Source organism: Paenarthrobacter aromaticivorans, from assembly GCF_019038615.1.
Lineage (GTDB): Bacteria > Actinomycetota > Actinomycetes > Actinomycetales > Micrococcaceae > Arthrobacter > Arthrobacter aromaticivorans.
In genome coordinates this window covers 68,222-91,457 of sequence record NZ_JAHOPC010000002.1, presented here as the reverse complement: position 1 = coordinate 91,457, position 23,236 = coordinate 68,222, and the positions used below count along the sequence as shown (strand labels likewise).

The 23,236-nt window shown below is 61.7% G+C and carries 23 protein-coding genes; 5 read left to right on the top strand and 18 right to left on the bottom strand.

Going from position 1 to position 23,236, the window contains the following annotated elements; all coding sequences use genetic code 11:
* Nucleotides 1-6: 6 nt before the first annotated feature.
* Nucleotides 7-1,347, bottom strand: coding sequence for a glutamine synthetase family protein (locus tag KSW38_RS03985; RefSeq protein WP_216923002.1), 1,341 nt, complete (start codon nt 1,345-1,347; stop codon nt 7-9).
* Nucleotides 1,348-1,535: 188 nt separating this feature from the next.
* On the opposite strand from KSW38_RS03985, the gene panB reads away from it, so the two are divergent.
* Complete coding sequence (gene panB, locus KSW38_RS03980; RefSeq protein WP_216923000.1) at nt 1,536-2,441, top strand: 3-methyl-2-oxobutanoate hydroxymethyltransferase; 906 nt, start codon at nt 1,536-1,538, stop codon at nt 2,439-2,441.
* Nucleotides 2,442-2,456: 15 nt separating this feature from the next.
* On the opposite strand, the gene KSW38_RS03975 is transcribed toward panB, so the two are convergent.
* A complete protein-coding gene (locus tag KSW38_RS03975) occupies nt 2,457-2,621 on the bottom strand; it encodes an SPOR domain-containing protein (RefSeq protein ID WP_216922998.1) in 165 nt (54 codons plus the stop codon).
* A 108-nt stretch (nt 2,622-2,729) separates the two neighbouring features.
* Between KSW38_RS03975 and map the strand changes: the two genes are divergently transcribed.
* From map to KSW38_RS03960, 3 genes are all read left to right on the top strand, one after another.
* Nucleotides 2,730-3,608, top strand: a complete 879-nt coding sequence (gene map, locus KSW38_RS03970; protein ID WP_216922995.1) for a type I methionyl aminopeptidase — start codon at nt 2,730-2,732, stop codon at nt 3,606-3,608.
* Nucleotides 3,609-3,680: 72 nt separating this feature from the next.
* Nucleotides 3,681-4,484 carry a polyphosphate--glucose phosphotransferase gene (ppgK, locus tag KSW38_RS03965; RefSeq protein ID WP_275964115.1) on the top strand — a complete coding sequence of 268 codons (804 nt, stop codon included), beginning with the start codon at nt 3,681-3,683 and terminating at the stop codon, nt 4,482-4,484.
* A gap of 27 nt (nt 4,485-4,511) precedes the next feature.
* The gene (locus KSW38_RS03960) at nt 4,512-5,258 is read left to right on the top strand and encodes an SDR family oxidoreductase (RefSeq protein ID WP_216923796.1); all 747 of its coding nucleotides are present in this window, start codon (nt 4,512-4,514) and stop codon (nt 5,256-5,258) included.
* Here KSW38_RS03960 and nrdR read toward each other — a convergent pair.
* From nrdR to KSW38_RS03945, 3 genes are all read right to left on the bottom strand, one after another.
* Nucleotides 5,255-5,758 (bottom strand): transcriptional regulator NrdR, encoded by a 504-nt coding sequence (nrdR, locus tag KSW38_RS03955; protein ID WP_216922993.1) that lies wholly within the window; start codon nt 5,756-5,758, stop codon nt 5,255-5,257. The two genes, KSW38_RS03960 and nrdR, sit on opposite strands and share 4 nt — an antisense overlap.
* 197 nt (nt 5,759-5,955) lie before the next feature.
* Entirely contained in the window at nt 5,956-7,329 is a 1,374-nt protein-coding gene (gene hisD / locus KSW38_RS03950) for a histidinol dehydrogenase (protein WP_216922991.1), read from the bottom strand.
* A gap of 4 nt (nt 7,330-7,333) precedes the next feature.
* Entirely contained in the window at nt 7,334-7,864 is a 531-nt protein-coding gene (locus KSW38_RS03945; RefSeq protein WP_216922989.1) for a hypothetical protein, read from the bottom strand.
* A gap of 115 nt (nt 7,865-7,979) precedes the next feature.
* Between KSW38_RS03945 and KSW38_RS03940 the strand changes: the two genes are divergently transcribed.
* On the top strand, nt 7,980-8,480 hold the full coding sequence (locus tag KSW38_RS03940) for a flavin reductase family protein (RefSeq protein WP_308169282.1): 501 nt from the start codon (nt 7,980-7,982) through the stop codon (nt 8,478-8,480).
* 33 nt (nt 8,481-8,513) lie between these two features.
* On the opposite strand, the gene dnaE is transcribed toward KSW38_RS03940, so the two are convergent.
* The 13 genes from dnaE to ftsW all read right to left on the bottom strand — a co-directional run bounded on the left by dnaE (nt 8,514) and on the right by ftsW (nt 23,236).
* Entirely contained in the window at nt 8,514-12,071 is a 3,558-nt protein-coding gene (dnaE, locus tag KSW38_RS03935; protein ID WP_216922987.1) for a DNA polymerase III subunit alpha, read from the bottom strand.
* A 70-nt stretch (nt 12,072-12,141) separates the two neighbouring features.
* Nucleotides 12,142-13,068, bottom strand: a complete 927-nt coding sequence (locus tag KSW38_RS03930; protein WP_216922985.1) for an RluA family pseudouridine synthase — start codon at nt 13,066-13,068, stop codon at nt 12,142-12,144.
* Nucleotides 13,061-13,660 (bottom strand): signal peptidase II, encoded by a 600-nt coding sequence (gene lspA / locus KSW38_RS03925; protein WP_216922983.1) that lies wholly within the window; start codon nt 13,658-13,660, stop codon nt 13,061-13,063. The genes KSW38_RS03930 and lspA overlap by 8 nt, the downstream gene beginning before the upstream one ends.
* Nucleotides 13,661-13,759: 99 nt before the next feature.
* Nucleotides 13,760-14,455 carry a DivIVA domain-containing protein gene (locus KSW38_RS03920; protein ID WP_216922981.1) on the bottom strand — a complete coding sequence of 232 codons (696 nt, stop codon included), beginning with the start codon at nt 14,453-14,455 and terminating at the stop codon, nt 13,760-13,762.
* Nucleotides 14,456-14,627: 172 nt separating this feature from the next.
* A complete protein-coding gene (locus KSW38_RS03915) occupies nt 14,628-14,915 on the bottom strand; it encodes a YggT family protein (RefSeq protein WP_216922979.1) in 288 nt (95 codons plus the stop codon).
* Between the two features lie 132 nt (nt 14,916-15,047).
* The gene (locus tag KSW38_RS03910; protein ID WP_216922977.1) at nt 15,048-15,581 is read right to left on the bottom strand and encodes a cell division protein SepF; all 534 of its coding nucleotides are present in this window, start codon (nt 15,579-15,581) and stop codon (nt 15,048-15,050) included.
* Nucleotides 15,582-15,666: 85 nt separating this feature from the next.
* Entirely contained in the window at nt 15,667-16,425 is a 759-nt protein-coding gene (locus KSW38_RS03905; protein ID WP_216922975.1) for a YggS family pyridoxal phosphate-dependent enzyme, read from the bottom strand.
* Nucleotides 16,418-17,128, bottom strand: a complete 711-nt coding sequence (locus tag KSW38_RS03900) for a purine nucleoside phosphorylase YfiH/LACC1 family protein (RefSeq protein ID WP_216922973.1) — start codon at nt 17,126-17,128, stop codon at nt 16,418-16,420. Before KSW38_RS03900 ends, KSW38_RS03905 begins: the two co-directional genes overlap by 8 nt.
* Nucleotides 17,129-17,152: 24 nt before the next feature.
* Complete coding sequence (gene ftsZ / locus KSW38_RS03895; protein ID WP_216922971.1) at nt 17,153-18,373, bottom strand: cell division protein FtsZ; 1,221 nt, start codon at nt 18,371-18,373, stop codon at nt 17,153-17,155.
* Between the two features lie 216 nt (nt 18,374-18,589).
* Nucleotides 18,590-19,450, bottom strand: coding sequence for a cell division protein FtsQ/DivIB (locus tag KSW38_RS03890; protein ID WP_216922969.1), 861 nt, complete (start codon nt 19,448-19,450; stop codon nt 18,590-18,592).
* The gene (gene murC / locus KSW38_RS03885; protein WP_216922967.1) at nt 19,443-20,813 is read right to left on the bottom strand and encodes a UDP-N-acetylmuramate--L-alanine ligase; all 1,371 of its coding nucleotides are present in this window, start codon (nt 20,811-20,813) and stop codon (nt 19,443-19,445) included. Before murC ends, KSW38_RS03890 begins: the two co-directional genes overlap by 8 nt.
* Nucleotides 20,810-21,928, bottom strand: a complete 1,119-nt coding sequence (gene murG, locus KSW38_RS03880) for an undecaprenyldiphospho-muramoylpentapeptide beta-N-acetylglucosaminyltransferase (protein WP_216922965.1) — start codon at nt 21,926-21,928, stop codon at nt 20,810-20,812. Before murG ends, murC begins: the two co-directional genes overlap by 4 nt.
* A 6-nt stretch (nt 21,929-21,934) precedes the next feature.
* Nucleotides 21,935-23,236, bottom strand: coding sequence for a putative lipid II flippase FtsW (ftsW, locus tag KSW38_RS03875; RefSeq protein WP_216922963.1), 1,302 nt, complete (start codon nt 23,234-23,236; stop codon nt 21,935-21,937).

Sequence of the window (23,236 nt, the reverse complement as noted above, 5' to 3'; positions counted from 1 at the left end):
CCCTGCCTACAGAATGCCGAGGTTGCGCTGCAGCTCGTACGGCGTGACCTGGAGGCGGTAGTCCTGCCATTCCGCGCGCTTGTTGCGCAGGAAGTGTTCGAAGACCTGCTCGCCCAGGATCTGGGCCACCAGCTCCGATTCCTCCATGGCACGGATGGCATCGTGGAGGCTGGCCGGCAGCGGAGCGTGGCCCATGGCTTTGCGCTCTGCGGAGGTCAGCGACCAAACGTCATCTTCGGCAGCTGCCGGAAGTTCGTAACCTTCCTCGATACCCTTCAAACCGGCGCCCAAAAGGACGGCATAGGCAAGGTACGGGTTGGTTGCGGAGTCGATGCCGCGGTACTCGATGCGCGCCGACTGGCCCTTGCCGGGCTTGTACAACGGCACACGCACCAACGCGGAGCGGTTGTTGTGGCCCCAGCTCAGATAGCTCGGTGCCTCACCGCCGCCCCAGAGCCGCTTATAGGAGTTCACGAACTGATTGGTGACTGCGGTGAATTCAGGAGCGTGCTTGAGGATACCGGCAATGAATTGGCGGGCAGTCTTGGACAGCTGGAACTCGGCGCCGGCTTCGAAGAATGCGTTGGTGTCCCCCTCGAAGAGCGAGAAGTGTGTGTGCATTCCGGAGCCCGGGTGGTCCGTAAACGGCTTGGGCATGAACGTGGCATACGTCCCCTGCTGCAGGGCAACTTCCTTGATGACCGTGCGGAAGGTCATGATGTTGTCCGCAGTCTGCAGGGCATCCGCGTAGCGAAGGTCAATCTCGTTCTGGCCCGGCCCGCCCTCGTGGTGGCTGAACTCCACCGAGATACCCACCGATTCCAGCATAGTCACCGCGGTGCGTCGGAAGTCCTGCGCAACACCACCAGGGACGTGGTCGAAGTAGCCGCCCTCGTCAACCGGGACGGGCGCACCATTGGGGCCAAGCTCCTTTGACTTCAGCAGGTAGAACTCGATTTCAGGGTGCGTGTAGCAGGTGAATCCCATATCCGCGGCCTTGGCAAGGGTCCGCTTGAGGACGTTTCGGGGATCTGCTGCTGAGGGTTCCCCGTCCGGCGTCAAGACATCACAGAACATCCGGGACGTTTGTTCGGTCTCACCGCGCCAAGGAAGGATCTGGAAGGTTGAGGGGTCAGGCTGTGCCAGCATGTCCGACTCAAAAACCCGGGCAAGGCCCTCGATCGCTGAGCCATCGAATCCCAGGCCCTCTTCGAAGGCACCTTCAACTTCTGCCGGAGCCAGAGCCACGGACTTCAGTGAACCCACGACGTCGGTGAACCACAAGCGTACGAAGCGCACGTCACGCTCTTCGATCGTCCGCAGAACGAACTCTTGCTGGCGGTCCATAGGGCCTCTTTTCCGGTTCGGTGTCCATGCCGCAGTTCCCAGTCATTGAAGCCACGGCAGCTCAGACTTCACTCTACTAAGCATTCGGTGGGAATGCCGCCGCAGTAGCTGCGCGTAACACAGCGTTTACAAACGTGACCCTTGGCACACTGCTGGCAGGCGTCGTCGGCACGGCTTAGGCTCTATCCATGGCCCCAAGCAACCTTCCTGAGTCCACCACGCCCGCCGAAGTCCCCGCGCCCTACGGCAACGGTCCCGCGGCGGCCGCCCAGGCACCGTCAGTTGGCGCCAAGAAGCAGGTCAGCAGGGTGCGCATCCATCATCTTCAGCAGGCCAAGGATAACGGCGAGCACTTCGCTATGCTCACCGCCTACGAGCAATACACTGCTGAGATCTTCGACCAAGCCGGGATCGAAGTCCTCCTGGTGGGCGATTCCGCCTCAAACAACGTCTTCGGCAACGAGACCAGCCTTCCCGTCACAGTGGACGAGTTGCTGCCTCTGTGCCGGGCGGTGAGCCGTTCAGCCAAGCGCGCCCTGGTGCTGGCTGACCTGCCGTTTGGCAGCTACGAGGTTTCAACTGAGCAGGCGGTCGCCACCGGCGTCCGTTTCCTCAAGGAAGGATTGGCCCACGCGGTCAAAATCGAGGGCTCTGCCTACTATGCGGAGACTGTGAAGGCCATGGTCCAGGCCGGCATTCCTGTCATGGCCCACATTGGATTCACTCCCCAGAGTGAACATTCCCTGGGTGGCTACCGGGTCCAAGGCAGGGGCGATGACGCCCAGCGGCTCATCGATGACGCTGTGGCCTTACAGGACGCAGGCGCTTTCAGCGTCCTCATGGAGATGGTGCCCGCAGATACTGCTGCTGCCGTCGATGCCGCGCTGCGCGTACCGACTGTAGGCATCGGAGCCGGCAAGAGCACCACGGGCCAAGTGCTGGTCTGGCAGGACATGGCCGGACTGCGAGGGGGCAAGATGGCGAAGTTCGTCAAGCAGTATGCAGACCTTCGCACGACGCTCACGGATGCCGCCGCGGCCTTTGGAGCGGACGTCAGATCGGGAGAATTTCCCGGACCTGAGCATTCCTTCTAGCTACGTCCTGGCGACCTAGTCATCGTCCTGGGCGTCCCAGGCATCGTTGCGTTGCTTGACCTTTTCCAGCGCGTGCTCTGCTTCTTCCCTGGTCTTGTAAGGGCCAATCAGCTGTGTCCAATCGGACATGGCGTCCTCTTCGATCTCATGCGTCTTGACGTTGTACCAGTACTCCGTCACGTTTCCTCCTCGTCCCGGTTGCCCTCAAACGCGTAACGTTGGCGGAGTCACGTGGGCCCAGCCGCGCTTTGTTACTTGCGTCTCTTGTGTGCCTTATATGATCAATCTATGCCTTCTCTTGCTTCGACCGCACCCATCGGCACGCTCACTCCGGGAATCATCAGCCCTGAACGGCCCGTCCCGGCGTCGATCCCCCGCCCCGAGTACGTCGGCAAGAAGGCACCCAGCAAGTTCACCGGCTCCGAAGTGAAGTCAGCGGAGACCATCGAGAAGATCCGTATCGCCAGCAGGATCGCTGCCCAGGCCATCGTTGAAGTTGGCAAGCACATCCAGCCCGGCGTGACGACGGACCAGTTGGACAAGATTGGCCATGAGTTCCTTGTGGACCACAATGCCTACCCCTCCACGCTGGGCTACCGGGGCTTCCCGAAGTCCCTCTGCTCTTCCCTCAATGAAGTTATCTGCCACGGCATCCCCGATTCCACGGTGGTTCAGGATGGGGACATCCTGAACATTGACATCACCGCTTTCATCGGCGGAGTCCATGGGGATACCAATTACACTTTCCTGGTTGGCGACGTGGACGAGGAATCCCGTTTGCTGGTTGAGCGTACGCAGGAGTCGCTCAACCGGGCCATCAAGGCCGTGGCCCCCGGCCGCGAAATCAACGTAATCGGTCGCGCGATCCAGTCCTACGCCAAGCGCTTCGGCTATGGCGTGGTTCGGGATTTCACTGGCCACGGTGTTGGTGAGGCGTTCCACACAGGCCTCATCATTCCGCATTACGACGCAGCCCCGGCGTACAACACCGTGATCGAGGCAGGCATGGTCTTCACCATCGAACCCATGCTGACCCTTGGCACCATCGAATGGGATATGTGGTCCGACGACTGGACGGTTGTTACCAGGGACCACAAGCGCACGGCCCAATTCGAGCACACCCTGCTGGTCACCGAGACCGGCGCGGAAATCCTGACCCTTCCCTAGCTTTCCGGAAGGTCAACCGCAGCCCCGGGCGGCTGCGCCATGCCCACCCCTCCTGCCATGATCGGAATTGCATTGTCCAAGAAGGATGAGAAGACCCACAAGAACGCGCCGCTGATCGGAATCGACATCGGCGGCACGGGCATCAAAGGCGGCATCGTCGACCTCAAGAAGGGCAAGCTGATCGGCGAACGCTTTCGCGTTCCCACGCCACAGCCCGCCACTCCCGAGGCAGTAGCCGAAGTTGTGGCAGAGATCGTCAAAGAACTTTCCAGCCGCCCCGACGCCCCTGCCGCGGATTCCCCCGTGGGTGTCACCTTCCCGGGAATCATTCAGCACGGTGTGGTCAACTCTGCCGCAAATGTGGACAAGTCCTGGCTGGGCACCGACATCGACAAGAAGTTCACTGACCGTTTAGGCCGCCCCGTCGAGGTCATCAACGATGCCGACGCCGCAGGTCTCGCAGAGGCCCGCTATGGCGCAGGCGAGGGCGTGGACGGCACCGTCCTGGTCATCACGCTCGGGACCGGCATCGGCTCCGCCTTCATCTTCAACGGCCAATTGGTGCCCAACGCCGAGCTCGGTCACCTTGAGGTTGACGGATTCGACGCCGAAACCAAGGCGTCAGCCGTGGCCCGCGAACGCGATGGCTTGAGCTGGGACGAGTACGGCGTCCTGCTCAACCGCTACCTGCAGCACGTCGAGTTCCTGTTCTCCCCGGAACTTTTCATTATCGGCGGCGGCATCTCCAAGCGCTCGGATGAATATTTCCCGCACCTGCAATTGCGCACCGAAATTGTCACCGCCAAGTTGAAGAACGACGCCGGCATCGTGGGCGCTGCCCTTGAGGTCGCTCTGCACCACAAGCTAGCCAAGTAGCTGAAGTTGCCTGTGGACTACGACGCCATGCCCGGAATCGCGATCGTCACGGGTGCCAGCCGCGGAATTGGCGCGGCAGTTGCAAACGCGGCGGCACGTTCCGGGTATGGCGTAGTGGTCAACTACTCGTTGGACGCCGAGGGTGCTGATGCAGTGGTTGAGGACATCCACGCGCAGGGAGGTAGGGCGCTGGCCGTGCAGGCCGACGTCAGCCAGCCCGCCGACGTCGGGCGCTTGTTCGATGCTGCCGCAGCTTGGGGGCCATTAACAGCCGTCATCAACAATGCGGCCATTACGGGCAACCGGATCGGAACACTGGCAGAGGTGCCTGCCGAGACCGTGCAGCGCGTCATGGACGTGAACGTGGCAGGCATGATTTTCATGTGCCAGGAAGCGGTCCGAAGACTCTCTACCGACCACGGCGGTCCGGGTGGTTCGATCATCAACATTTCCTCGACCGCAACAAAGGCCGGTTCCCCCGGGACATGGGTTCACTACGCGGCGTCGAAAGGTGCGGTGGACGTTTTGACGGTGGGCCTGGCCGCGGAAGTGGCAAAGCAGGGCATTCGTGTCAACGCTGTGGCTCCCGGCAGTACCAACACCGGACTCCACGCAGCCGCAGGAATGCCCGACCGCGTAGAACGGCTCAATCCAACCATTCCCATGGGCCGGGGGGCTGAACCTGAAGAGGTGGCGGCGGCTGTGATGTGGTTAATGTCCGGCGAGGCCGGCTACATTACTGGAGCAGTCCTCCCGGTGTCCGGCGGCCGCTAAAGCTGGCTTTTCTCGGAGCCTTTGGCTTCCTTGGCCCCGGCTTTGGCGTGGGCCTCGGCCTCATGCCGCAGCAAGGATATTGCGGATTCGAAGTCTTCGAGCGACTCGAATGCTTGATAGACGCTGGCAAACCGCAGGTACGCCACCTCATCCAGTTTCCGCAGGGGACCGAGAATGGCAAGGCCTACTTCGTGGGCATCGATTTCAGCGGCACCCGAAGAGCGGATGTTCTCCTCGACTTCCTGCGCCAGCATGGCCAGATCGTCTTCGGTGACGGGGCGGCCCTGGCACGCTTTCCGCACACCGCTGATGACTTTGATGCGGCTGAACGGCTCCCCGACTCCCGAACGCTTGATGACGGACAGGCTGGTGGTTTCCACCGTGGTGAAGCGTCGCCCGCATTCAGGGCATTGCCGGCGGCGCCGGATGGAAGTTCCGTCGTCAGCCATGCGGCTATCAACGACGCGCGAGTCAGGATTCCGGCAGAACGGACAGTACACGCTGGGCCTCCCCTGATCAGTTCCGGCCCGCGTTACACCGGCAGGGTGCCGGAAACGCAAAGGTGCCGGAAGATTCTCTTCCGGCACCAGTTTACGTTCGATGACACCGTAATGACAAGCTTGTAATTACTACATGTAGTGGTAATGACCCGTATATGTAGTGGTCAGGTCCCGTTTAGCCTGTGAGGGTTCCGATGTCAGCTTCGTCCGCTGAAGCGGATCCTGACCGCATCCCCATGTCCTGGAAGGTCCTCAGCTCCGGCCAAACTCACGATGTGGCCACTGACTTGCTCCAGAGCCGTACGGTTGTAGTTGATGACCTGCACTGCGCGCAAGAAGGTGGTGACGTTCAGTCCCGAGGAGAAGGCAGCGGTACCGCTGGTGGGCAACACGTGGTTGGATCCTGCACAATAGTCGCCGAGGCTCACGGGGCTGTAGTCCCCCACGAAAATGGCGCCCGCGTTGCGGATCCGCGCCGCCACGGCCGGTGCGTCCGCCGTCATGATCTCAAGGTGCTCTGCGGCGTAGGCATTGCACACCGCAATCCCCTGCTCCAGGTCATCCACCAGCACCACACCCGATTGCGGACCGGAGAGTGCCTCAAGGACGCGTGCGCTGTGCTTCGTGGCGGCTGCTTGCCGTGCCAATTCACCCACGACGGCGTCCGCCAGGTCAGCGGAGTCCGTCACCAGGACAGAGGCGGCCTTGGGATCGTGCTCGGCCTGGCTAATGAGATCGGCAGCCACCAGTGCGGACTGGGCAGTGGAATCGGCCAGGATAGCGATCTCGGTAGTTCCTGCCTCGGAGTCGATGCCAACGACTCCCTTCACCAGCCTCTTGGCAGTGGCGACGAAAATATTGCCAGGTCCCGTGACGAGATCCACAGGCTCGATAGGAGATACTCCCTCCGAACCGGGGACGCCGTAGGCAAACGAAATGATCGCCTGGGCACCGCCAATCGCGTAGACCTCATCGATTCCCAGCAGCGCTGCCGCCGCGAGGATGGTGGGGTGCGGAAGTCCGCCGAAGTCCTTTTGAGGCGGCGAAGCCAAGGCGATGGATTCGACACCTGCAGCAACGGCGGGAACGACGTTCATGATCACCGAGGAGGCCAGGGGCGCGAGACCACCCGGGACATACAGCCCAACACGCCCCACGGGAATCCAGTTCTGGCTGACAACCGCGCCAGCAGCCAAAGCGACGTCAACATTGGCTGGACGCTGCTGATCGGCAAACTGCCTGGCCCGGCTGATCGACTCTTCCAACGCGGCGCGGACACTGGGATCAATGTCAGCCAAGGCCTTGGCAAGCGCCTCGGCCGGTACCCGCGGGTGGGACTGTTCAACGCCGTCGAAGTTCCTTGCAAGTTCGGTCAGAGCGGCAAAACCGCGGCTGCGAACGGCTCCCATAATGTCCAGGACCCTCTGTTCCGCATCTGCCATCGTCTGATGCTTCGCCCTGGGTACAGCAGCGCGCAGCTCAGCCAGCGAGAGGTGGCGGCCGCGGAAATCGATACTGCGGAAATTCAAGGATGCAGCGGCAGGGGCGGAGGTATCCGAAGAAGTGGTCACCCGGCTATTTTACGGGCTTCCTGGAAAGAACCCCGAACAGCGCCAGTACGAACGTCACGAACGCGATAGCGCCGGGCCACAAGACGAGGACGGCGTAGGAGCGAAGAGTGAAACCGTAGTCGGCACCCAGGGAAGGGTCCGGAGCGGGTCCCCATAGCTGCGCTGCAACCAAGCCAACCGCCCAGGCAATCGCTGCGGCGGCCGCGCCCCCTGCCAGTGCCAACGCCAACCGCCTGCCGGCCCCCGCCCCCTGGAGCTTTCCGTCGAGCACAAGGCCGGTGACACACCCGGCCACCAACATCAGCCCGGCAAGGACCAAGTCGCGCGGCAACCATGAATCAGGGTTTGCAGGATTTGCGAGTTCGGGGTTGCCCGAGACCACGTTTCCCCCGCCCGGCGCCAGGATCCACCAGAGAATGCCCATGACTACCCCCGCTGCCGCGGGTAGGACAAGCCACAGGGAGTCCCGCGAACGCCAAGGAGTTGCGGCGTCGGGCTGGATTTCCGCGGGAACGTGCACAGTGGGCTGAGTCATGGAACTCACATTAACAAAGGTTCACGTGTGCCCATTAAAATGGAGAAGTGGGGCACAGGGAGGAATACCCTGAGAGGAAGACGCCCCCGACCCCAGTTCCAGGAGATTCATCAACGTGGCAAGTGAACTATCCGGCTTCGAAAAGACGTTCAGGGAAATGTTCCGCCGCCATGCCGCCGGGGTGGCCATCATCACAGCCAACCTCAATGGCAAGCCCTTCGGCTTCACTGCCACCTCCGTTGCATCCCTGTCCGCCGAACCGCCACGTTTCACCTTCAACATGGCCCGAAGCTCAAGTTCCTGGCCGGCCATCGCCAATGCCAACTACATTGGCGTGCACATGCTCGGACTGGAGAACCAGGCGCTGGCAGATCGCTTCGCGAAGACGCGGGACCGCTTCGAGGGTGACCACTGGGAGCCAGGTCCGTTCGACGTGCCCATTCTCAAGGACGTGGCAGGTTGGCTGGTGGGAAAGATCCAGATGCGGTTGTCGTTTGAGAACAACGCTGTGGTGGTCGTGGAAGTCGTGGACGGCCAGGTGGGCGACGACGGCGCTCCCCTGCTCTATCACGGTGGCGGTTACAGCCAGCCGAGGCCCCTGGACTACGAAATCTAGCCTTCTCCAGGGGATTCCGGCCCTTCCAGTGCGCTAATTATCCAGGCAGGCCGGACCCAGCAGGACTTTCAGGTCGCCAAAGAGCGATGGGCTGGGGTTGACCCGCATGTGCACGGGAAGCCCCATGACCTCAACTTTGGTGTCCCCCATGAGCTTGAGCCGGACCTCGGAGTTGCCCCGATGCGTCCGCAGCACATCCCGAAGGTCAGTAACCACTGCTTCGGTGGCCTTGAACGTTGGAATAGTGATCACCACCGGCCCGTTCACACTCTCACTGAGGTCCGGCACCGAGAGTTCCATGCAGTTCAGCGTCACGGCTCCGTCGTCCCTGCGCTGCAGGCGGCCCTTGACCACCACGATCAGGTCTTCAGCCAGGACGGAGGCGATGGGCCCGTACACCTGGCCGAAGAACATGACCTCCATGGAGCCGCCCAGGTCTTCAATCTCGGCACGGGCGTAGGCGTTGCCACTGGCCTTGGCGATCCTGCGGCTCAACGAGGTGATCATGCCCGCGATGGTGACTATCGCGCCGTCGTGCGGTCCGTCTTCGGCGATGATCGAGGTAATGGACTGCTCGGCATGCTGGCTGAGGACGCCTTCCAAGCCCTGCAAGGGATGATCCGAAACATACAGGCCCAGCATGTCGCGCTCGAAGGACAGCTTGTCCTTCTTCTCCCATTCAGGAAGGTCCGGAATTTCCGTAGTCAGCGAAGCTTCAGGTTCCTGGTCCTCGAAGCCGGCGAAGAGATCGAACTGGCCGATTGCCTCGTTGCGCTTGAGGGTGATGACGGAGTCGATGGCCTCTTCGTGGATCATGGCCAAAGCACGGCGATGGTGTCCCAGTGAGTCGAAGGCGCCGGCCTTGATCAAGGATTCGATCGTGCGCTTGTTGCAGACCACTGCAGGGACCTTCATCAGGAAGTCCTTGAAGGAGGTGTAGCTGCCTTCGGTGGTCCGCGCAGAGACCATGGCTTCCACCACGTTAACGCCGACGTTTCGGATGGCCCCCATACCGAAGCGGATGTCCGTTCCCACAGGAGTGAAGTTCAACGAGGATTCATTGACGTCCGGCGGAAGAACGGTAATGCCCATCCGGCGGCACTCGTTGAGGTAGATAGCCGATTTGTCCTTGTCGTCACCGACGGACGTGAGCAGGGCAGCCATGTACTCGGGCGCATAATGGGCCTTCAAGTAGGCAGTCCAGTAAGAAATGACCCCGTAGGCGGCCGAGTGCGCTTTATTGAACGCGTAGTCGGAGAACGGAAGCAGAATATCCCAGAGCGTCTTAACGGCGGCCATGGAGTAGCCGTTGTCCTGCATACCTTGGGAGAAGCCGGCGAACTGCTTGTCCAGCTCCGACTTCTTCTTCTTGCCCATGGCACGGCGAAGGATATCGGCTTGGCCCAGCGAGTAGCCGGCAAGCTTTTGCGCCACCGCCATAACCTGTTCCTGGTACACGATCAGGCCGAATGTCCCGCCCAGGATTTCCTTGAGCGGTTCTTCCAACTCCGGGTGGATGGGAATTACTTCCTGGATCCCGTTTTTGCGCAGGGCGTAGTCGGTGTGGGCGTTGGCGCCCATGGGTCCAGGCCGGTACAACGCGAGAACTGCGGAGATGTCTTCAAAGTTGTCAGGCTTCATGAGCTTGAGGAGGGACCGCATGGGTCCACCATCGAGCTGGAACACGCCCAAGGTGTCACCGCGCGCCAGGAGCTCGTACGACGCAGCATCGTCGAGTTCCAGGTTTTCCAGGTCCAGTTCAATGCCGCGGTTCATCTTGATGTTTTCCAGGGCATCCGAAATGATCGTCAGGTTTCGAAGGCCCAGGAAGTCCATCTTGATCAGGCCGAGGCCTTCGGACGTCGGATAATCGAACTGGGTGATGACCTGGCCGTCCTGGAAACGGCGCATGATAGGGATGACATCAATGATGGGATCCGAGGACATGATGACGCCGGCCGCGTGCACGCCCCACTGGCGCTTCAGTCCCTCAATACCCAGCGCGGTCTCGAAGACTTTGGCGGCCTCGGGATCCGTGGCGATCAGCTGGCGGAAATCTCCTGCCTCGCTGTAGCGCTTGGACTCGGGGTTTTGGATATCTGCTAGCGGGATGTCCTTGGCCATGACGGCGGGCGGGAGCGCCTTGGTCAGCTGCTCTCCCATGCTGAACGGGTAGCCAAGCACGCGGGAGGAGTCCTTGAGCGCCTGCTTGGTTTTGATGGTTCCATACGTGACGATCATCGCCACGCGCTCGTCGCCGTACTTCTTGGTGACATAGTCGATCACCTCGGAGCGGCGGCGGTCATCGAAGTCGACGTCGAAGTCAGGCATCGAGACACGGTCCGGGTTGAGGAAGCGTTCGAAGATCAGGCCGTGCTGGAGCGGATCAAGGTCAGTAATACGCATGGCGTAGGCCACCATGGAGCCTGCACCGGAACCACGCCCCGGACCAACACGGATCCCGTTGTTCTTGGCCCAGTTGATGAAGTCGGCGACCACCAGGAAGTACCCGGGGAAGCCCATGGAGGTGATGACCCCGAGCTCGTAGTCAGCCTGCTTGCGCACCTTGTCCGGCACGCCCTGCGGATAGCGGTAGGCCAGCCCTTTGTCCACTTCCTTGACCAGCCAGGAGGTTTCGTCCTCGCCCGGCGGGCAAGGAAAGCGCGGCATGTAGTTGGCGTCGGTGTTGAAGGACACCTCACAGCGTTCTGCAATGAGCAGCGTGTTATCGCAAGCATCCGGGTGGTCGCGGAAAAGCTCACGCATTTCCTGCGGGGATTTCAGGTAATAGCCGCTGCCGGAGAAGGCAAAACGGGACCCGCCATTATCGTAGGTGGGCTCAAGGAGTGTGGAACCGGACTGAATGGCCAGCAGTGCCTCGTGGGCCTTGGCATCGTGCTCGTGTGTGTAATGGAGGTCGTTGGTGGCTACCAACGGAAGGTTCAGGTCCTTGGCCAGCCGCAGGAGGTCCCCTGTGACACGGCGTTCAATGTCCAGGCCGTGGTCCATCAGTTCGCAGAAATAGTTCTCCGCACCAAAGATGTCCCTGAACTCTGCCGCGGCCTCCAGCGCTTCGCGGTACTGGCCAAGCCGAAGGCGTGTCTGGACTTCACCGGACGGGCAGCCCGTCGTGGCAATGAGCCCCTCGGAGTACGTATTGAGCAGTTCCCGATCCAGGCGGGGCCACTTGCCGAAGACGGAATCCAACGAAGCAATGGACGAAGCCCGGAACAGGTTCCGCATGCCCACGTTGTTGTAGCTCAAGAGCGTCATGTGGGTGTAGGAACCACCACCTGAGACATCGTCTTTGCGCTGGCTCTCATCTCCCCAGCGGACGCGTTCCTTGTCACCCCGGGCCGTACCAGGGGTTACGTAGGCTTCTACGCCGATGATCGGCTTGATGCCCTTGTCCGTGGCCTTGCGCCAAAAATCGAAGGCACCAAAGAGGTAGCCGTGATCAGTGGTGGCCAGGGCGGGCATCCCCAGGCGTTCGGTTTCATCGAACAGCTCACCCAGCCTGGCCGCTCCATCCAGCATGGAGTATTCGGTGTGGGTGTGCAGGTGGACGAACGAATCATTGCTGGAAGTCACCACGACAGTCTACCGTCCCGCCCCTGACAAAATGCGGAACCCTTGGAGCGGGCTGGCTCCGAGGGATTGCCTAGGCTGAGCCCGTGGCCAGCAGGTCCAAGGCGTACTGAAGGTCCGCTGGGTAGTCGCTGGTGACTTCCACCCACTCGCCCGTCCGCGGGTGCGTGAAGCCCAGTTGCCGTGCATGAAGCCACTGCCGGGTCAGTCCCAGGTTTGCCGCGAGGCGGGGATCAGCACCGTAGGTGAGATCGCCTGCGCAAGGGTGCCGCAACGCAGAGAAGTGGACTCTGATCTGGTGCGTCCGGCCCGTTTCCAGGTGCACCTCAACCAACGTAGCTTTACCAAAGGCTTCCAAGACCTCGTAGTGGGTCACCGACGGCCGGCCATCTTCGATAACCGCAAAGCGCCAGTCGTGGCCAGGGTGGCGGCCGATCGGGGCATCAATAGTGCCCTCAAGCGGATCCGGAAGTCCTTGGACAACCGCGTGGTAGACCTTGTCCACCGTGCGCTCCTTGAACGCCCTTTTCAGGACTGTGTAGGCATGCTCCGTCTTCGCCACAACCATCACGCCGGAAGTGCCGACGTCGAGCCTGTGGACGATGCCCGCACGCTCGGGTGCTCCCGACGTCGAGATCCGGTAGCCGGCTCCAGCGAGGCCGCCGACCACCGTGGGTCCCACCCAACCAGGCGATGGATGCGCCGCCACTCCCACTGGTTTATCGATGACAACGAATTCCTCGTCATCCAGCAGGATCTTCAGGCCTTCCACAACTTCCTCCACGACTTCCAGGGGATCCGGCCGCTCGGGAACCGTGACGTCCAACACCGCGCCCGCAACGAGCTTAGCTGACTTGCCGAGAGCCGTACCGCCGCTGGTGACGTTGCCTTCGGCAATAAGCAGCGCCGCAGCCGAACGGGAAATGTCGAGCAACCGTGCAAGCCCGGCGTCAGCGCGCGCGCCTGCAAGGTCCTCAGGCACCACAACCGGCTCACTCACCGACGATCTCCTCGCTGGAGCCCGGAGCCGGCTTGGCTGGCTTCTTCGGTGATGCCACTTGCCGGGTGCCATCCATGCCCACCCCGCGCAGGGTCAGCAGGCAAATGATGACAACGCCGGACACCACAGCTGAGTCGGCGATGTTGAAGATCGCAAAGTTCGGTACCTGGATGAAATCCACTACATGGCCCATGGCGAAGGACGGTTCACGGAACAAGCGGTCGGTCAGGTTGCCCAATGCACCGCCGAGCAGCAACCCCAGCGACAATGCCCACCAAGCGGAGCCGAGTCGCCGCAACTGGAAAAGGATGGCAACGGACACCCCGGCCATGACGATCGTGAAGATCCAAGTGACGTTCTCACCAATGGAAAAAGCTGCCCCTGAATTCCGGATGTAGTACCAGTGCAGCAGTGGTGGCAGCACTGGAATGCGCTCACCTTCTGACATGGTGCTGGTCACCCAGAGCTTGGTGAGCTGATCAAAGGCATAGGCAAAAACTGCAAAGCCGGCAAAGAGCCACAGCATTGCAGGACGCCATTTCCGGACGGGAAGTTCCGGCAGCGATGCGTCGTCGGTGAGGTCGTCAGTCATAATGCTTTCGTTCGTGGAGCGTTGCGGGCTGCTGGCAGGGTGTTAACAGCAAAAGCCGGTGGCGGAGGAGTCCCCAGCCACCGGCTTTCAGAATACTTGCTAAACGTCAGCGGTTGCTTCGCCGACCTCAGGGGCAGCGACGGAACCACGGGCGTCGAGGTCGCGCAGCTGGCCCTCGATGTATGCCTTCAGGCGTGAGCGGTAGTCACGTTCGAAGCCACGGAGCTGCTCAACCTTGCGCTCCAGGACCGAACGCTGCTGCTCAAGGGCGCCAAGGATCTTACGGGACTTCTCCTGGGCGTCGTTGACCAGGCTGGAAGCCTCGATCTGCGCCTCGGCGATAATCTTTTCCTTCTGCTGTGCACCGTCGGCAACGTGTTTGTCGTGCATCTGCTGCGCCATGGCCAGCAGGCCTGCAGCGGACTCAGCGGTAGGCGTAACACCATTGCTGGGGGCCGGTGCCTTGGCGGCGGCAGCCGCAGCGGCCTGCTCGGCTTCCTTCTTCTTGGCAGCCTCAGCAGCCTTCGCTTCGGCTTCCGCCTTGGCCTCGGCTTCCTTGTCCACCTTGGCCGGAGCCGGAACCTTCTCGACGACCGGAGCCGCAGCAGTTGCCGCGGGCACAGCCGAGCCAGCTTCGCCGAGCTTCTTACGAAGTTCGTCGTTCTCCTGGTTCAGGCGGCGCAGTTCAACCACGATCTCGTCGAGGAAGTCATCTACCTCGTCCTGGTCGTAGCCTTCGCGGAACTTGGTCGGCTGAAAGCGCTTGTTGACAACGTCTTCTGGCGTCAAAGCCATCTGGTCACCTCGTTGGTCTAGTTAGTCAGTAGGCCTTCCGGCCGTTCAAAACTACGGTACCTAAATATCATCTGGTTCCTCCAATTCAACACCATCGTGTTGAATTGGAGAATTTGCGGCCTTCGGACCCTCACGACCCCCCCCGGTTCCGCGGTACAGCCTCACCGCGCAGCTACGCCAGGCCGCTGCTCACCGCCATGGCAATACTCACGGCGATAATCAGGATCAGGAAGCCCAGGTCCAAGGAGATTCCACCCAGTTGCAGTGGCGGTATCAACCTGCGAAGCCTCCTCAGGGGCGGGTCCGTCACAGAGTAGACAACATGGGCTGTTACCAACGCCACACCGCGGGGCCGCCATTGTCGGGCGAACATCTGGACCCATTCGAAGATCAGCCTGATGATAAGGGCAATGAAAAACAGCAACAACACAATATAGATAAGGCCGAAAACAATGCCCACGAGTTAGCTCAGATCTCCCACTTGTTCCGGAATGCCGATCAGTCCCTGCTCTTAAAAAGCCGATCGGTCCTTACTATTGCAACACAGATGCCAGGCAGGTTGACCCGCCTGGCATCCTCGTAGCGATGGTTCTTAGCTCTGGTTGAAGAAGCTGGCCTGCGTTTCGCTGGCCTTCTTGTCGTCCCCGATGACTTCAACATACGACGGCGACAACAGGAAGACCTTATTGGTTACCCTCTCGATGCTGCCATGGAGGCCAAAGACCAACCCGGCCGAGAAGTCCACCAGACGCTTGGCATCTGCCTCGCCCATGTCGGTAACGTTCATGATCACGGGAATGCCATCCCGGAAGCTCTCGCCAATGATCTTGGCGTCGTTGTAAGAACGCGGATGAACTGTGGTGATCTGCCTCAAGCCCGAGGCATCTTCGCGGCTCGACGCCGCACGCTTAATGGGTGTCACGGGTGCGCGGTATTCCTCTTCGGCGTCAACAGTGGGCATTTCACGGACAACTTCCCGGACGGGTGCAGGCGCTCGGCGCTCTTCCCGGTCCTGTGCCTGGGGGCGTTCTTCGTCGTGGTGCGCGACGGCCTGCTCAGATTCGTAGTGTTCATCGCCGTCGGCGAGCCCAAGATAGATCATTGTCTTGCGCAGAGCGCCAGCCATGGTGCACTCCTATCGTTTCTGCAGTAGGCGGGCCGCCATGACTTGACATATTGGAACCCCGGCCCGTCATTCCAATACTTTGACGCTACCCCACGGCCGGACGCGAACCGAGAATATCGGAGCCAATTCTCAGGTGTGTCGCCCCAAACTTGATAGCCGCCTCAAGGTCCTGGCTCATCCCCGCCGATACCCCTGAAGCCTCCGGATGATTGGCGCGGACTTCCGCGGAAACAACCGCAAGTCGTTCAAAGGCCGCTTCAGGATCGGCGCCCAGCGGGGCCACGGCCATCACGCCAGCAAGCTTCAGTCCGGGCGAGGAAGCGATCTTTGCCGCCAGGGATTCCACTTCCGAGGGGCGGGCACCACCGCGGTGCGCCCCGGCGTCGTCGTCCAAACTCACTTGGATGTAGCACTCAAGGTCATGGCGCCCAGTGAGGTCCTTTTCACGGGCGACAGCCTTTTCAAGTGCCTCGATCACCTGGGGACGATCTACTGACTGCACCGAGTAGGCGTATTTAGCCACTGATTTCGCTTTTTTGCTCTGCAACTGGCCTATGAAGTGCCAGCGGACGTCCAGATCCGCGAGTTCGGCGCTTTTGCCTGCAGCCTCCTGGTCCCGGTTCTCGCCGAAATCCCGGACGCCCAGCGTAGACAGTCGCCGGACATCAGCTGCCGGGTGGAACTTGGTCACGACGATCAGTCCTGGCAGATCCACACGTCCCGCCGCAGCCGTCGCCGCGGAAATCCGTGCCTGAACAACCTCAAGCCGCCGGGCGAGTTCAGTGGTGCGGGCGTCCGAAGCTGCAACGCCGGACAGGGCGTCGTCGTGTCCAAGGCTAGTCATGCGTCCACACCAAACCTGCGAATCGCCCCGTACGGGAATCCCGCCGGTGGGAAAAAAGGGACTCATTTTCCAAGGTGCATTCCCCGGAGTACTCAACGGTGACGCCAGCTTCGGCCAGCTGGGCACGAACACCGGCAGGAAGGTCCAATGCCGGCGTTCCCCACGACGTGCTCGACCAGGCAGCAGGTGCCACCGCGGCAACTTCGTCGCGAAGCTGCTCGGGAACCTCATAGCAGGAGCCACAAATAGAAGGCCCCAGCCAGGCACTGATATTCACGGCACCGAGTGTGCGCATCTCGTTGACGGTTGCGGGAACAACGGCCGAAGCGACGCCCGGACGTCCTGCGTGCGCGACAGCGATGATGGGACCGCGATCGCCTGCATCTCCAACGAGGACCACGGGAACACAGTCAGCCACCATGACGGACAATGGCTGGGCAGCTTGGTTGCCCGAAGGCGTTGAAACCATTGCATCCGCAGTGGGACCGGGACCGTAGCTCGAAATAAGCGCGACCTCATTGCCATGAACCTGGTCCATGTACTGAAAGCTACGATTGCCCAGATTTGCGGCATCGTCCAACCGGGCACGACGCGCGGTCACATCGCCGGGGTTGTCCCCCACATGCAGGGCCAGGTTCCCGGCGCCTGTGTCCGTGAAGGCAACAGAAACGCCGGGCTGTACTTCATTGCGCCACCAAAACACCGGATATCGACTCTCAATGCCCGCTTACTTCAGGAAATCGGGAACGTCGAGGTCATCCGAGCGACTGCCCGACAGGTCCGGCTCCACAACGGCTGGAAGGTCGACGTCGAAGCCTGAGTCCGCGGGAAGCGCCGACGGACGCTGCTGGCCCCAGTTGCTCAGCCCTGCGGCGCCGATGCCTGCAGTTGCATGCTGCGGCGCGTTTGCGTTGGACGGAGCCGTGCTTGGCGCAGCAGGACGCTCGGCAGGCACGGGGTTCTGCGCGGGACGCGACTGGTCCATGGACGGTGAGGTTGCCTTGACGTCGTCGAATCCGGCGGCAATGACAGTGACACGGGCTTCGTCGCCGAGGGCGTCGTCGATGACCGCACCGAAGATGATGTTCGCCTCCGGGTGCGCCACTTCCTGCACCAAGCGGGCCGCCTCGTTGATTTCGAACAGGCCGAGGTCTGAACCACCCTGGATGGAGAGCAGCACGCCATGCGCGCCGTCGATGGAGGCCTCCAGGAGGGGCGAGGCGATGGCCAGCTCGGCAGCCTTCACTGCGCGGTCTTCGCCACGGGCGGATCCGATACCCATGAGGGCGGAGCCGGCACCCTGCATGACGGACTTGACGTCGGCGAAGTCGAGGTTGATGAGGCCCGGGGTGGTGATGAGGTCCGTAATGCCCTGGACACCGGAAAGCAGTACTTGGTCAGCTGAGCGGAAAGCGTCCAGGACGGAGACGTTGCGATCGCTGATGGACAGGAGTCGGTCGTTGGGGATGACGATCAGAGTATCGACTTCATCACGCAGGGCGTCGATACCGGCTTCGGCGGAGCCAGCACGACGGCGGCCCTCGAAAGTGAAGGGGCGGGTCACCACGCCGATGGTCAGCGCACCCAGGGAGCGGGCGATGCGCGCGACAACAGGGGCTCCACCGGTGCCGGTGCCACCACCTTCGCCGGCCGTCACGAAGACCATGTCAGCGCCGCGGAGAACTTCTTCGATCTCGTCGGCGTGGTCTTCAGCGGCCTGCTTGCCGACCTCGGGGTTGGCTCCGGCGCCAAGGCCGCGCGTAAGCTCACGACCGACGTCGAGCTTGACGTCGGCGTCGCTCATGAGGAGCGCTTGCGCGTCAGTGTTGATGGCAATGAACTCGACGCCCCGGAGGCCGACCTCGATCATGCGGTTGACTGCGTTCACGCCACCGCCGCCGATGCCGACGACCTTGATGACGGCCAAGTAATTCTGCGGTGCTGCCACGTTTCGTGCCCCTTGCTTGTGTCCTATAGCGAAACTGATCGAGTCCAACTTGAATCCTTGGACCTTAACCCTCTAGTTGAAGGTTATAGTTATGTCAAGTAACTCTACTGCGACGGTATTTCCTCCGCTTCGGACATGCAATGACCGCTTGCGCGTGTCGCTTGATTGTCGCGAAATAAGGTCACCGAGGCCCGCAGGTTACGTGCTCAATGCTCTTTATTTGGTGAATGGATGCCGGGGCACGCTGACGTCGTAGACGTTCACGGGAACTTTGGGATCCGGCGGCATCTTCAATAGTGCCTCAAGCGCCTTCGCCTTCAGTTCCTTGTCCTCGGCATTGCCCCACACTACCGTCTTTCCGTCCACCAGTTTTAGCTCAACGGCATCAGGAGACGCAGCAGATGCGGTGGACATCCTGGCGAGCACATCGGCCGGCAAAGTGTTCAGGACAGCTGCAATTGCTTTGAACAACCCAGTGTTGGTGGCACCTGCGCCGGCGTCGATCAGGGGCAGCGCCACCGCTGACTGATCCTGCGTGGCTCCGAGCTGAACTCCATCTACATCCACCATCACGAATGAGTCGCCTTGCTTCAACAGGGCCACGGGTACGCGCTCATTGACGTGCACCAGCAATTCCGACGGCGGCCTTGCCTCCACAGTTGCCGAACGCACCTGGACCAGGGGCTTCAGGAGCTCATTGACTTCCTGCTCGCTCACCTGCGGCAGCGGCTTGCCCTCCATTCCTGACAAGGCCTTCTGCACGTCCTCAGGAGTCAGCAGCTTGGTGCCGTCCACTGTGATGGTGCAGACCGCGAGCACGGGCGAATAGATGGCACCCGCTATGAGCACCGCGACGACAGCCGTAACGATGGAGAGCGTCCACAGCAAGAGCCTGCGCTTGCGTTTGCCCTTCGGCTCCGGAAAGGCAATGACATTGTCCGCGCTGTTTTTTGGGGAAGGCTCAACGGACCGCTGGGCGGTGATGACGCTTTCCGTGGAACCACCGGCCGGACGGCCCTTATTCTCCCGACCGGAGTCTGCGGCGGGCTTGAAGGTTGGCTTGCGGGTGCTAGCCACCCAACGCCTCCACAATCACCGGGCCGTAAGCAGTGACATCGCCGGCTCCCACGGTCAGCACTATGTCACCCTCACCAGCGGCCGCCACAATAGCTTCCACAGCTTCGTCACCGGAGACCAGCCGCCCTTGGGAGAGCCGGTCAGCAATCAACGAACTGGTGACGCCGGGGATGGGGTCTTCACGGGCAGGGTAGATGTCCAGGACCAGCGCCGTGTCAGCAGCATCCAGAGCCGATGCAAACTCCGCAGCGAATTCCCGAGTCCGGGAAAACAAATGCGGTTGGAAGAGAACGTGGACCTTGTTGCCGCCAGCCACAGAACGGGCAGCGGACAGGGCGGCACGCACTTCGGTTGGGTGATGGGCGTAGTCGTCGTACACACGCACACCCCTCCCCTGCCCTTTGAGTTCAAAGCGCCGGGACGCGCCGGTGAAGTGTCCAAGCGCCGTAGCCGCCGTCACTGGCGCCACGCCAAGCTCCAGGGCGACGGCGAACGCGGCAGCGGCATTCAGCGCGTTGTGCCTTCCGGGGACCTGCAGGTTCAAGGTATAGCTGGCTCCATCAACCGCTACCGACACATCACCCGGACCGCCGTCGCCTAGGCGGATATCGGCGTCGTCGCCTGTCCCGTACGTCAGCACACGCGTGGTTCCCTTGGCGGCCGTCCGCTCCGCCAACGCGCGGGCGCCCGCGTCGTCCGCACATGCCAGGAGGAGTCCGTGGGGCGGCAGGAGCGCTGCGAAGTTATCGAACGAGGCGAAAACAGCTTCAGCGGTTCCATAGTGGTCCAGATGGTCCGCTTCCACATTGGTGACGACGGCGATCAGTGGACGGTAGTTGAGGAACGAGCCATCCGACTCGTCCGCTTCAGCCACGAAGATGTCCGAGGATCCGTGGTCCGCGTTGACTCCCAGCGCCGGGACGTTGGCGCCAATGGCGAACGAGGGATCCAGTCCTGCTTCCTTGAGCAGGACCGCAACCATGGAGGTGGTGGTGGACTTGCCGTGCGTACCGGCGATGGTGACCACCCTGTGGCCGTCCATGGTCGCAGCGAGTGCCTCGGAACGGTGCAGCACGGGCAAACCGGCCTGACGTGCCGCAGACAACTCAGGATTGTCCGCACGGATTGCGGAGCCGGCAACAACAGTCTGGGCGTCCCCCAGATTGCCGGAGTCGTATCCCACGGCAATACGGGCACCTGCTGTAGCCAGGTCATGCATGACCGGAAGGTCCTTGGCGTCAGTACCACTCACGGGAACACCGCGGGCCACCATGATCCGGGCGATGGCAGACATTCCCACCCCGCCGATGCCGATGAAATGTACTCGTCCGAGGGACTCAAGTGGTGCAATCGGGTGCGTCATGCGGCTACCGCTTCCAAGACAAGATCAGCCATGCGCTGATCGGCGTTTCTGATGCCAAGGGCCTCGGACCTGCGGGCCATTTCGTCCAGCCTGCCGCGATCCGATACGAGTGGAATGAGTTCTTCCTTGAGCCATTCCGGGGTGAATTCTTTGTCCAGGACCATCAGCGCTCCGCCAGCCTCCACCAGGGCAGCTGCATTAAGGGCTTGCTCACCATTGCCGATGGGCAAGGGCACGAACACCGCAGGAACCCCTACAGCTGCCACTTCGCTGACCGTTGCGGCTCCGGCCCGGGCGAGCAGGATGTCTGCAGCGGCGTAGACATCCTCCATTCGATCCACGTACTCCACCTGCCGGTACCCGTCAGAGGCGAGGAGTCCGCCGTCGTTATCCAGAACAGCCTTGCCGGTACCGGTGATATGCAGTGTCTGGATCCCCGCAGCTGCCAGCGCGGGCAAGGCAGCAGCCACAGAACGGTTGATGCTTAGTGCTCCGGAGGACCCACCAGTCACGATCAAGGCAGGACGGTCCGGATTGAGGCCCAGCGAAGCCTTGGCAGCAGGCGCGGCCATAGAGCGGTCCAGCCCTGAGATAGCGCGACGCATCGGCATTCCCACGTGGCGGGCGCCGCGCAGGCGCGTACCGGCAAACGCCACGGCAACATGGCGGCTGAACCGTGCACCCACGCGGTTTGCGAGCCCCGCCTTCATGTTGGCCTCATGGATCACGATGGGCGTACCGCGCCTGCGGGCCGCCAGGTACATGGGAGTGCAGACGTAGCCGCCCACACCCACCAGGACATCGGCCCGGGCCTCATCAAGGATTCGTTCCGCTTGCTTGACGGCGCCCCGCAAGCGCCCCGGCAGCTTCAGGAGATCAAGGGACGGTTTTCGTGGCAACGGGACGCGGTCAATAGTGGCGAGCTCGTATCCGGCCGCCGGGACAAGCCTGGTTTCCAAGCCCGACGGCGTGCCGACAGCCAGGATGGCAGCTTCCGGACGCTTTTCCTTGATTGCATCCGCGATGGCCAGCAAGGGACTGACATGGCCGGCCGTGCCACCGCCTGCAAGCACGACGGACAACGGCTTGGACGCATGGGGGGAATCTGAAGTCATGAAGTGCTATTTACGCTTTCGTGCGGTCTTGGACAAACGACGCGGCAAGAGCCGGGGACGCTGCTGTGGTGGCAACTGTCCGCGGGCCAAGGACAACACTACGCCCACGCCGCACAGCGACATCACCAAGGCCGAGCCACCTGCAGATATGAAAGGCAGCGGGACACCGATCACTGGAAGCAGCTGGGTCACCACTGCCATGTTCATGCTTGCCTGTCCCAGGAGCCACACCATAATGCCACCAGCGAGCGTGCGCTGGAACGGATCGGTCTGCCGGACAACGACGCGGAAAATGGCGATGCCAAGGATAGCGAACAAGACCAGGACCACAAGGGTGCCCACCAGTCCCAGTTCCTCGCCGATGATGGCAAAGATGAAGTCGTTGTGGGCCTCAGGAAGCCAGTTGTACTTTTGCCGGCTCTGTCCCAGCCCAAGTCCGGTCCAACTGCCCTGCGCCAGCCCATACATGCCGTTGGTGGACTGATAGGTGAAGTCGGAATCTGCGGTGCAGGAATCCCCTGCCATGCCCAGCCAGGCTGTCACCCGGCAGATCCGGTTTGGACTGATGATTGTCATGGCTGTAGCGCCAAGGGCGCCGGCGACGCCCGCAATTGCCAGCATCTTCGTGGGAACCCCGGCAAAGTACAACCCCGCGGCCACAATGGCCATGACAACGATTGCGGTGCCCAGGTCGTTGCCCACGAGGATCAGCCCAAGGACCAGGCCAGCCCCTGGGACCACCGGTATGATCACGTGCATCCAGCGATGCAGGTACTTCTCCTTGCGTGCCAGGACCGCCGCTATCCAAACACAAAGAACCAGCTTCGAAATTTCCGAGGGCTGGATGCTGATGCCGCCGATGTCGATCCAGTTCTGGTTGCCCAAGGTGCTGCGACCGAAAACCTGCACAAGTACCAGCAAGACCACAACGGCACCGAGTCCCCACCAGGACAGCCTCTTCATCCAGCTGACGTTGGTCCGGGAGATCAGGTACATCGCCACAAGTCCAACGACGCCAAACATCGCCTGCTTCAATGCATCGGCGTACGGAGACTTACCTTCGGAGATCGCCTCCACACTGGAAGCAGAGAGCACCATCATCACACCGATTGCGGTGAGGGCCAGGGCGCATCCAAGAATGAGGTAGTACGTGGAGCTGTTGGGCGCTTTGCTCTTGCCCTCCAGGCCTTCCCAGAAGGAGCGGACGTGGCCCCGAAGCCGGGCTGGTTTCTTGTGGGCAGCCGGCGAAGCCTCGGCTCCGACGTCCCCGGAAGCCTTGCCGCGGCTGCGGGTGGGCGTGCTGACCAT

Excerpts from the sequence above, each read along its gene's own strand:
- KSW38_RS03985 (WP_216923002.1), bottom strand. The coding sequence starts at position 1,347 with ATGGACCGCCAGCAAGAGTTCGTTCTGCGGACGATCGAAGAGCGTGAC.
- panB (WP_216923000.1), top strand. The coding sequence starts at position 1,536 with ATGGCCCCAAGCAACCTTCCTGAGTCCACCACGCCCGCCGAAGTCCCC.
- map (WP_216922995.1), top strand. The coding sequence starts at position 2,730 with ATGCCTTCTCTTGCTTCGACCGCACCCATCGGCACGCTCACTCCGGGA.
- KSW38_RS03960 (WP_216923796.1), top strand. The coding sequence starts at position 4,512 with ATGCCCGGAATCGCGATCGTCACGGGTGCCAGCCGCGGAATTGGCGCG.
- KSW38_RS03945 (WP_216922989.1), bottom strand. The coding sequence starts at position 7,864 with ATGACTCAGCCCACTGTGCACGTTCCCGCGGAAATCCAGCCCGACGCC.
- lspA (WP_216922983.1), bottom strand. The coding sequence starts at position 13,660 with ATGACTGACGACCTCACCGACGACGCATCGCTGCCGGAACTTCCCGTC.
- KSW38_RS03920 (WP_216922981.1), bottom strand. The coding sequence starts at position 14,455 with ATGGCTTTGACGCCAGAAGACGTTGTCAACAAGCGCTTTCAGCCGACC.
- KSW38_RS03910 (WP_216922977.1), bottom strand. The coding sequence starts at position 15,581 with ATGGCTGGCGCTCTGCGCAAGACAATGATCTATCTTGGGCTCGCCGAC.
- KSW38_RS03905 (WP_216922975.1), bottom strand. The coding sequence starts at position 16,425 with ATGACTAGCCTTGGACACGACGACGCCCTGTCCGGCGTTGCAGCTTCG.
- murC (WP_216922967.1), bottom strand. The coding sequence starts at position 20,813 with ATGACGCACCCGATTGCACCACTTGAGTCCCTCGGACGAGTACATTTC.
- murG (WP_216922965.1), bottom strand. The coding sequence starts at position 21,928 with ATGACTTCAGATTCCCCCCATGCGTCCAAGCCGTTGTCCGTCGTGCTT.
- ftsW (WP_216922963.1), bottom strand. The coding sequence starts at position 23,236 with ATGGTCAGCACGCCCACCCGCAGCCGCGGCAAGGCTTCCGGGGACGTC.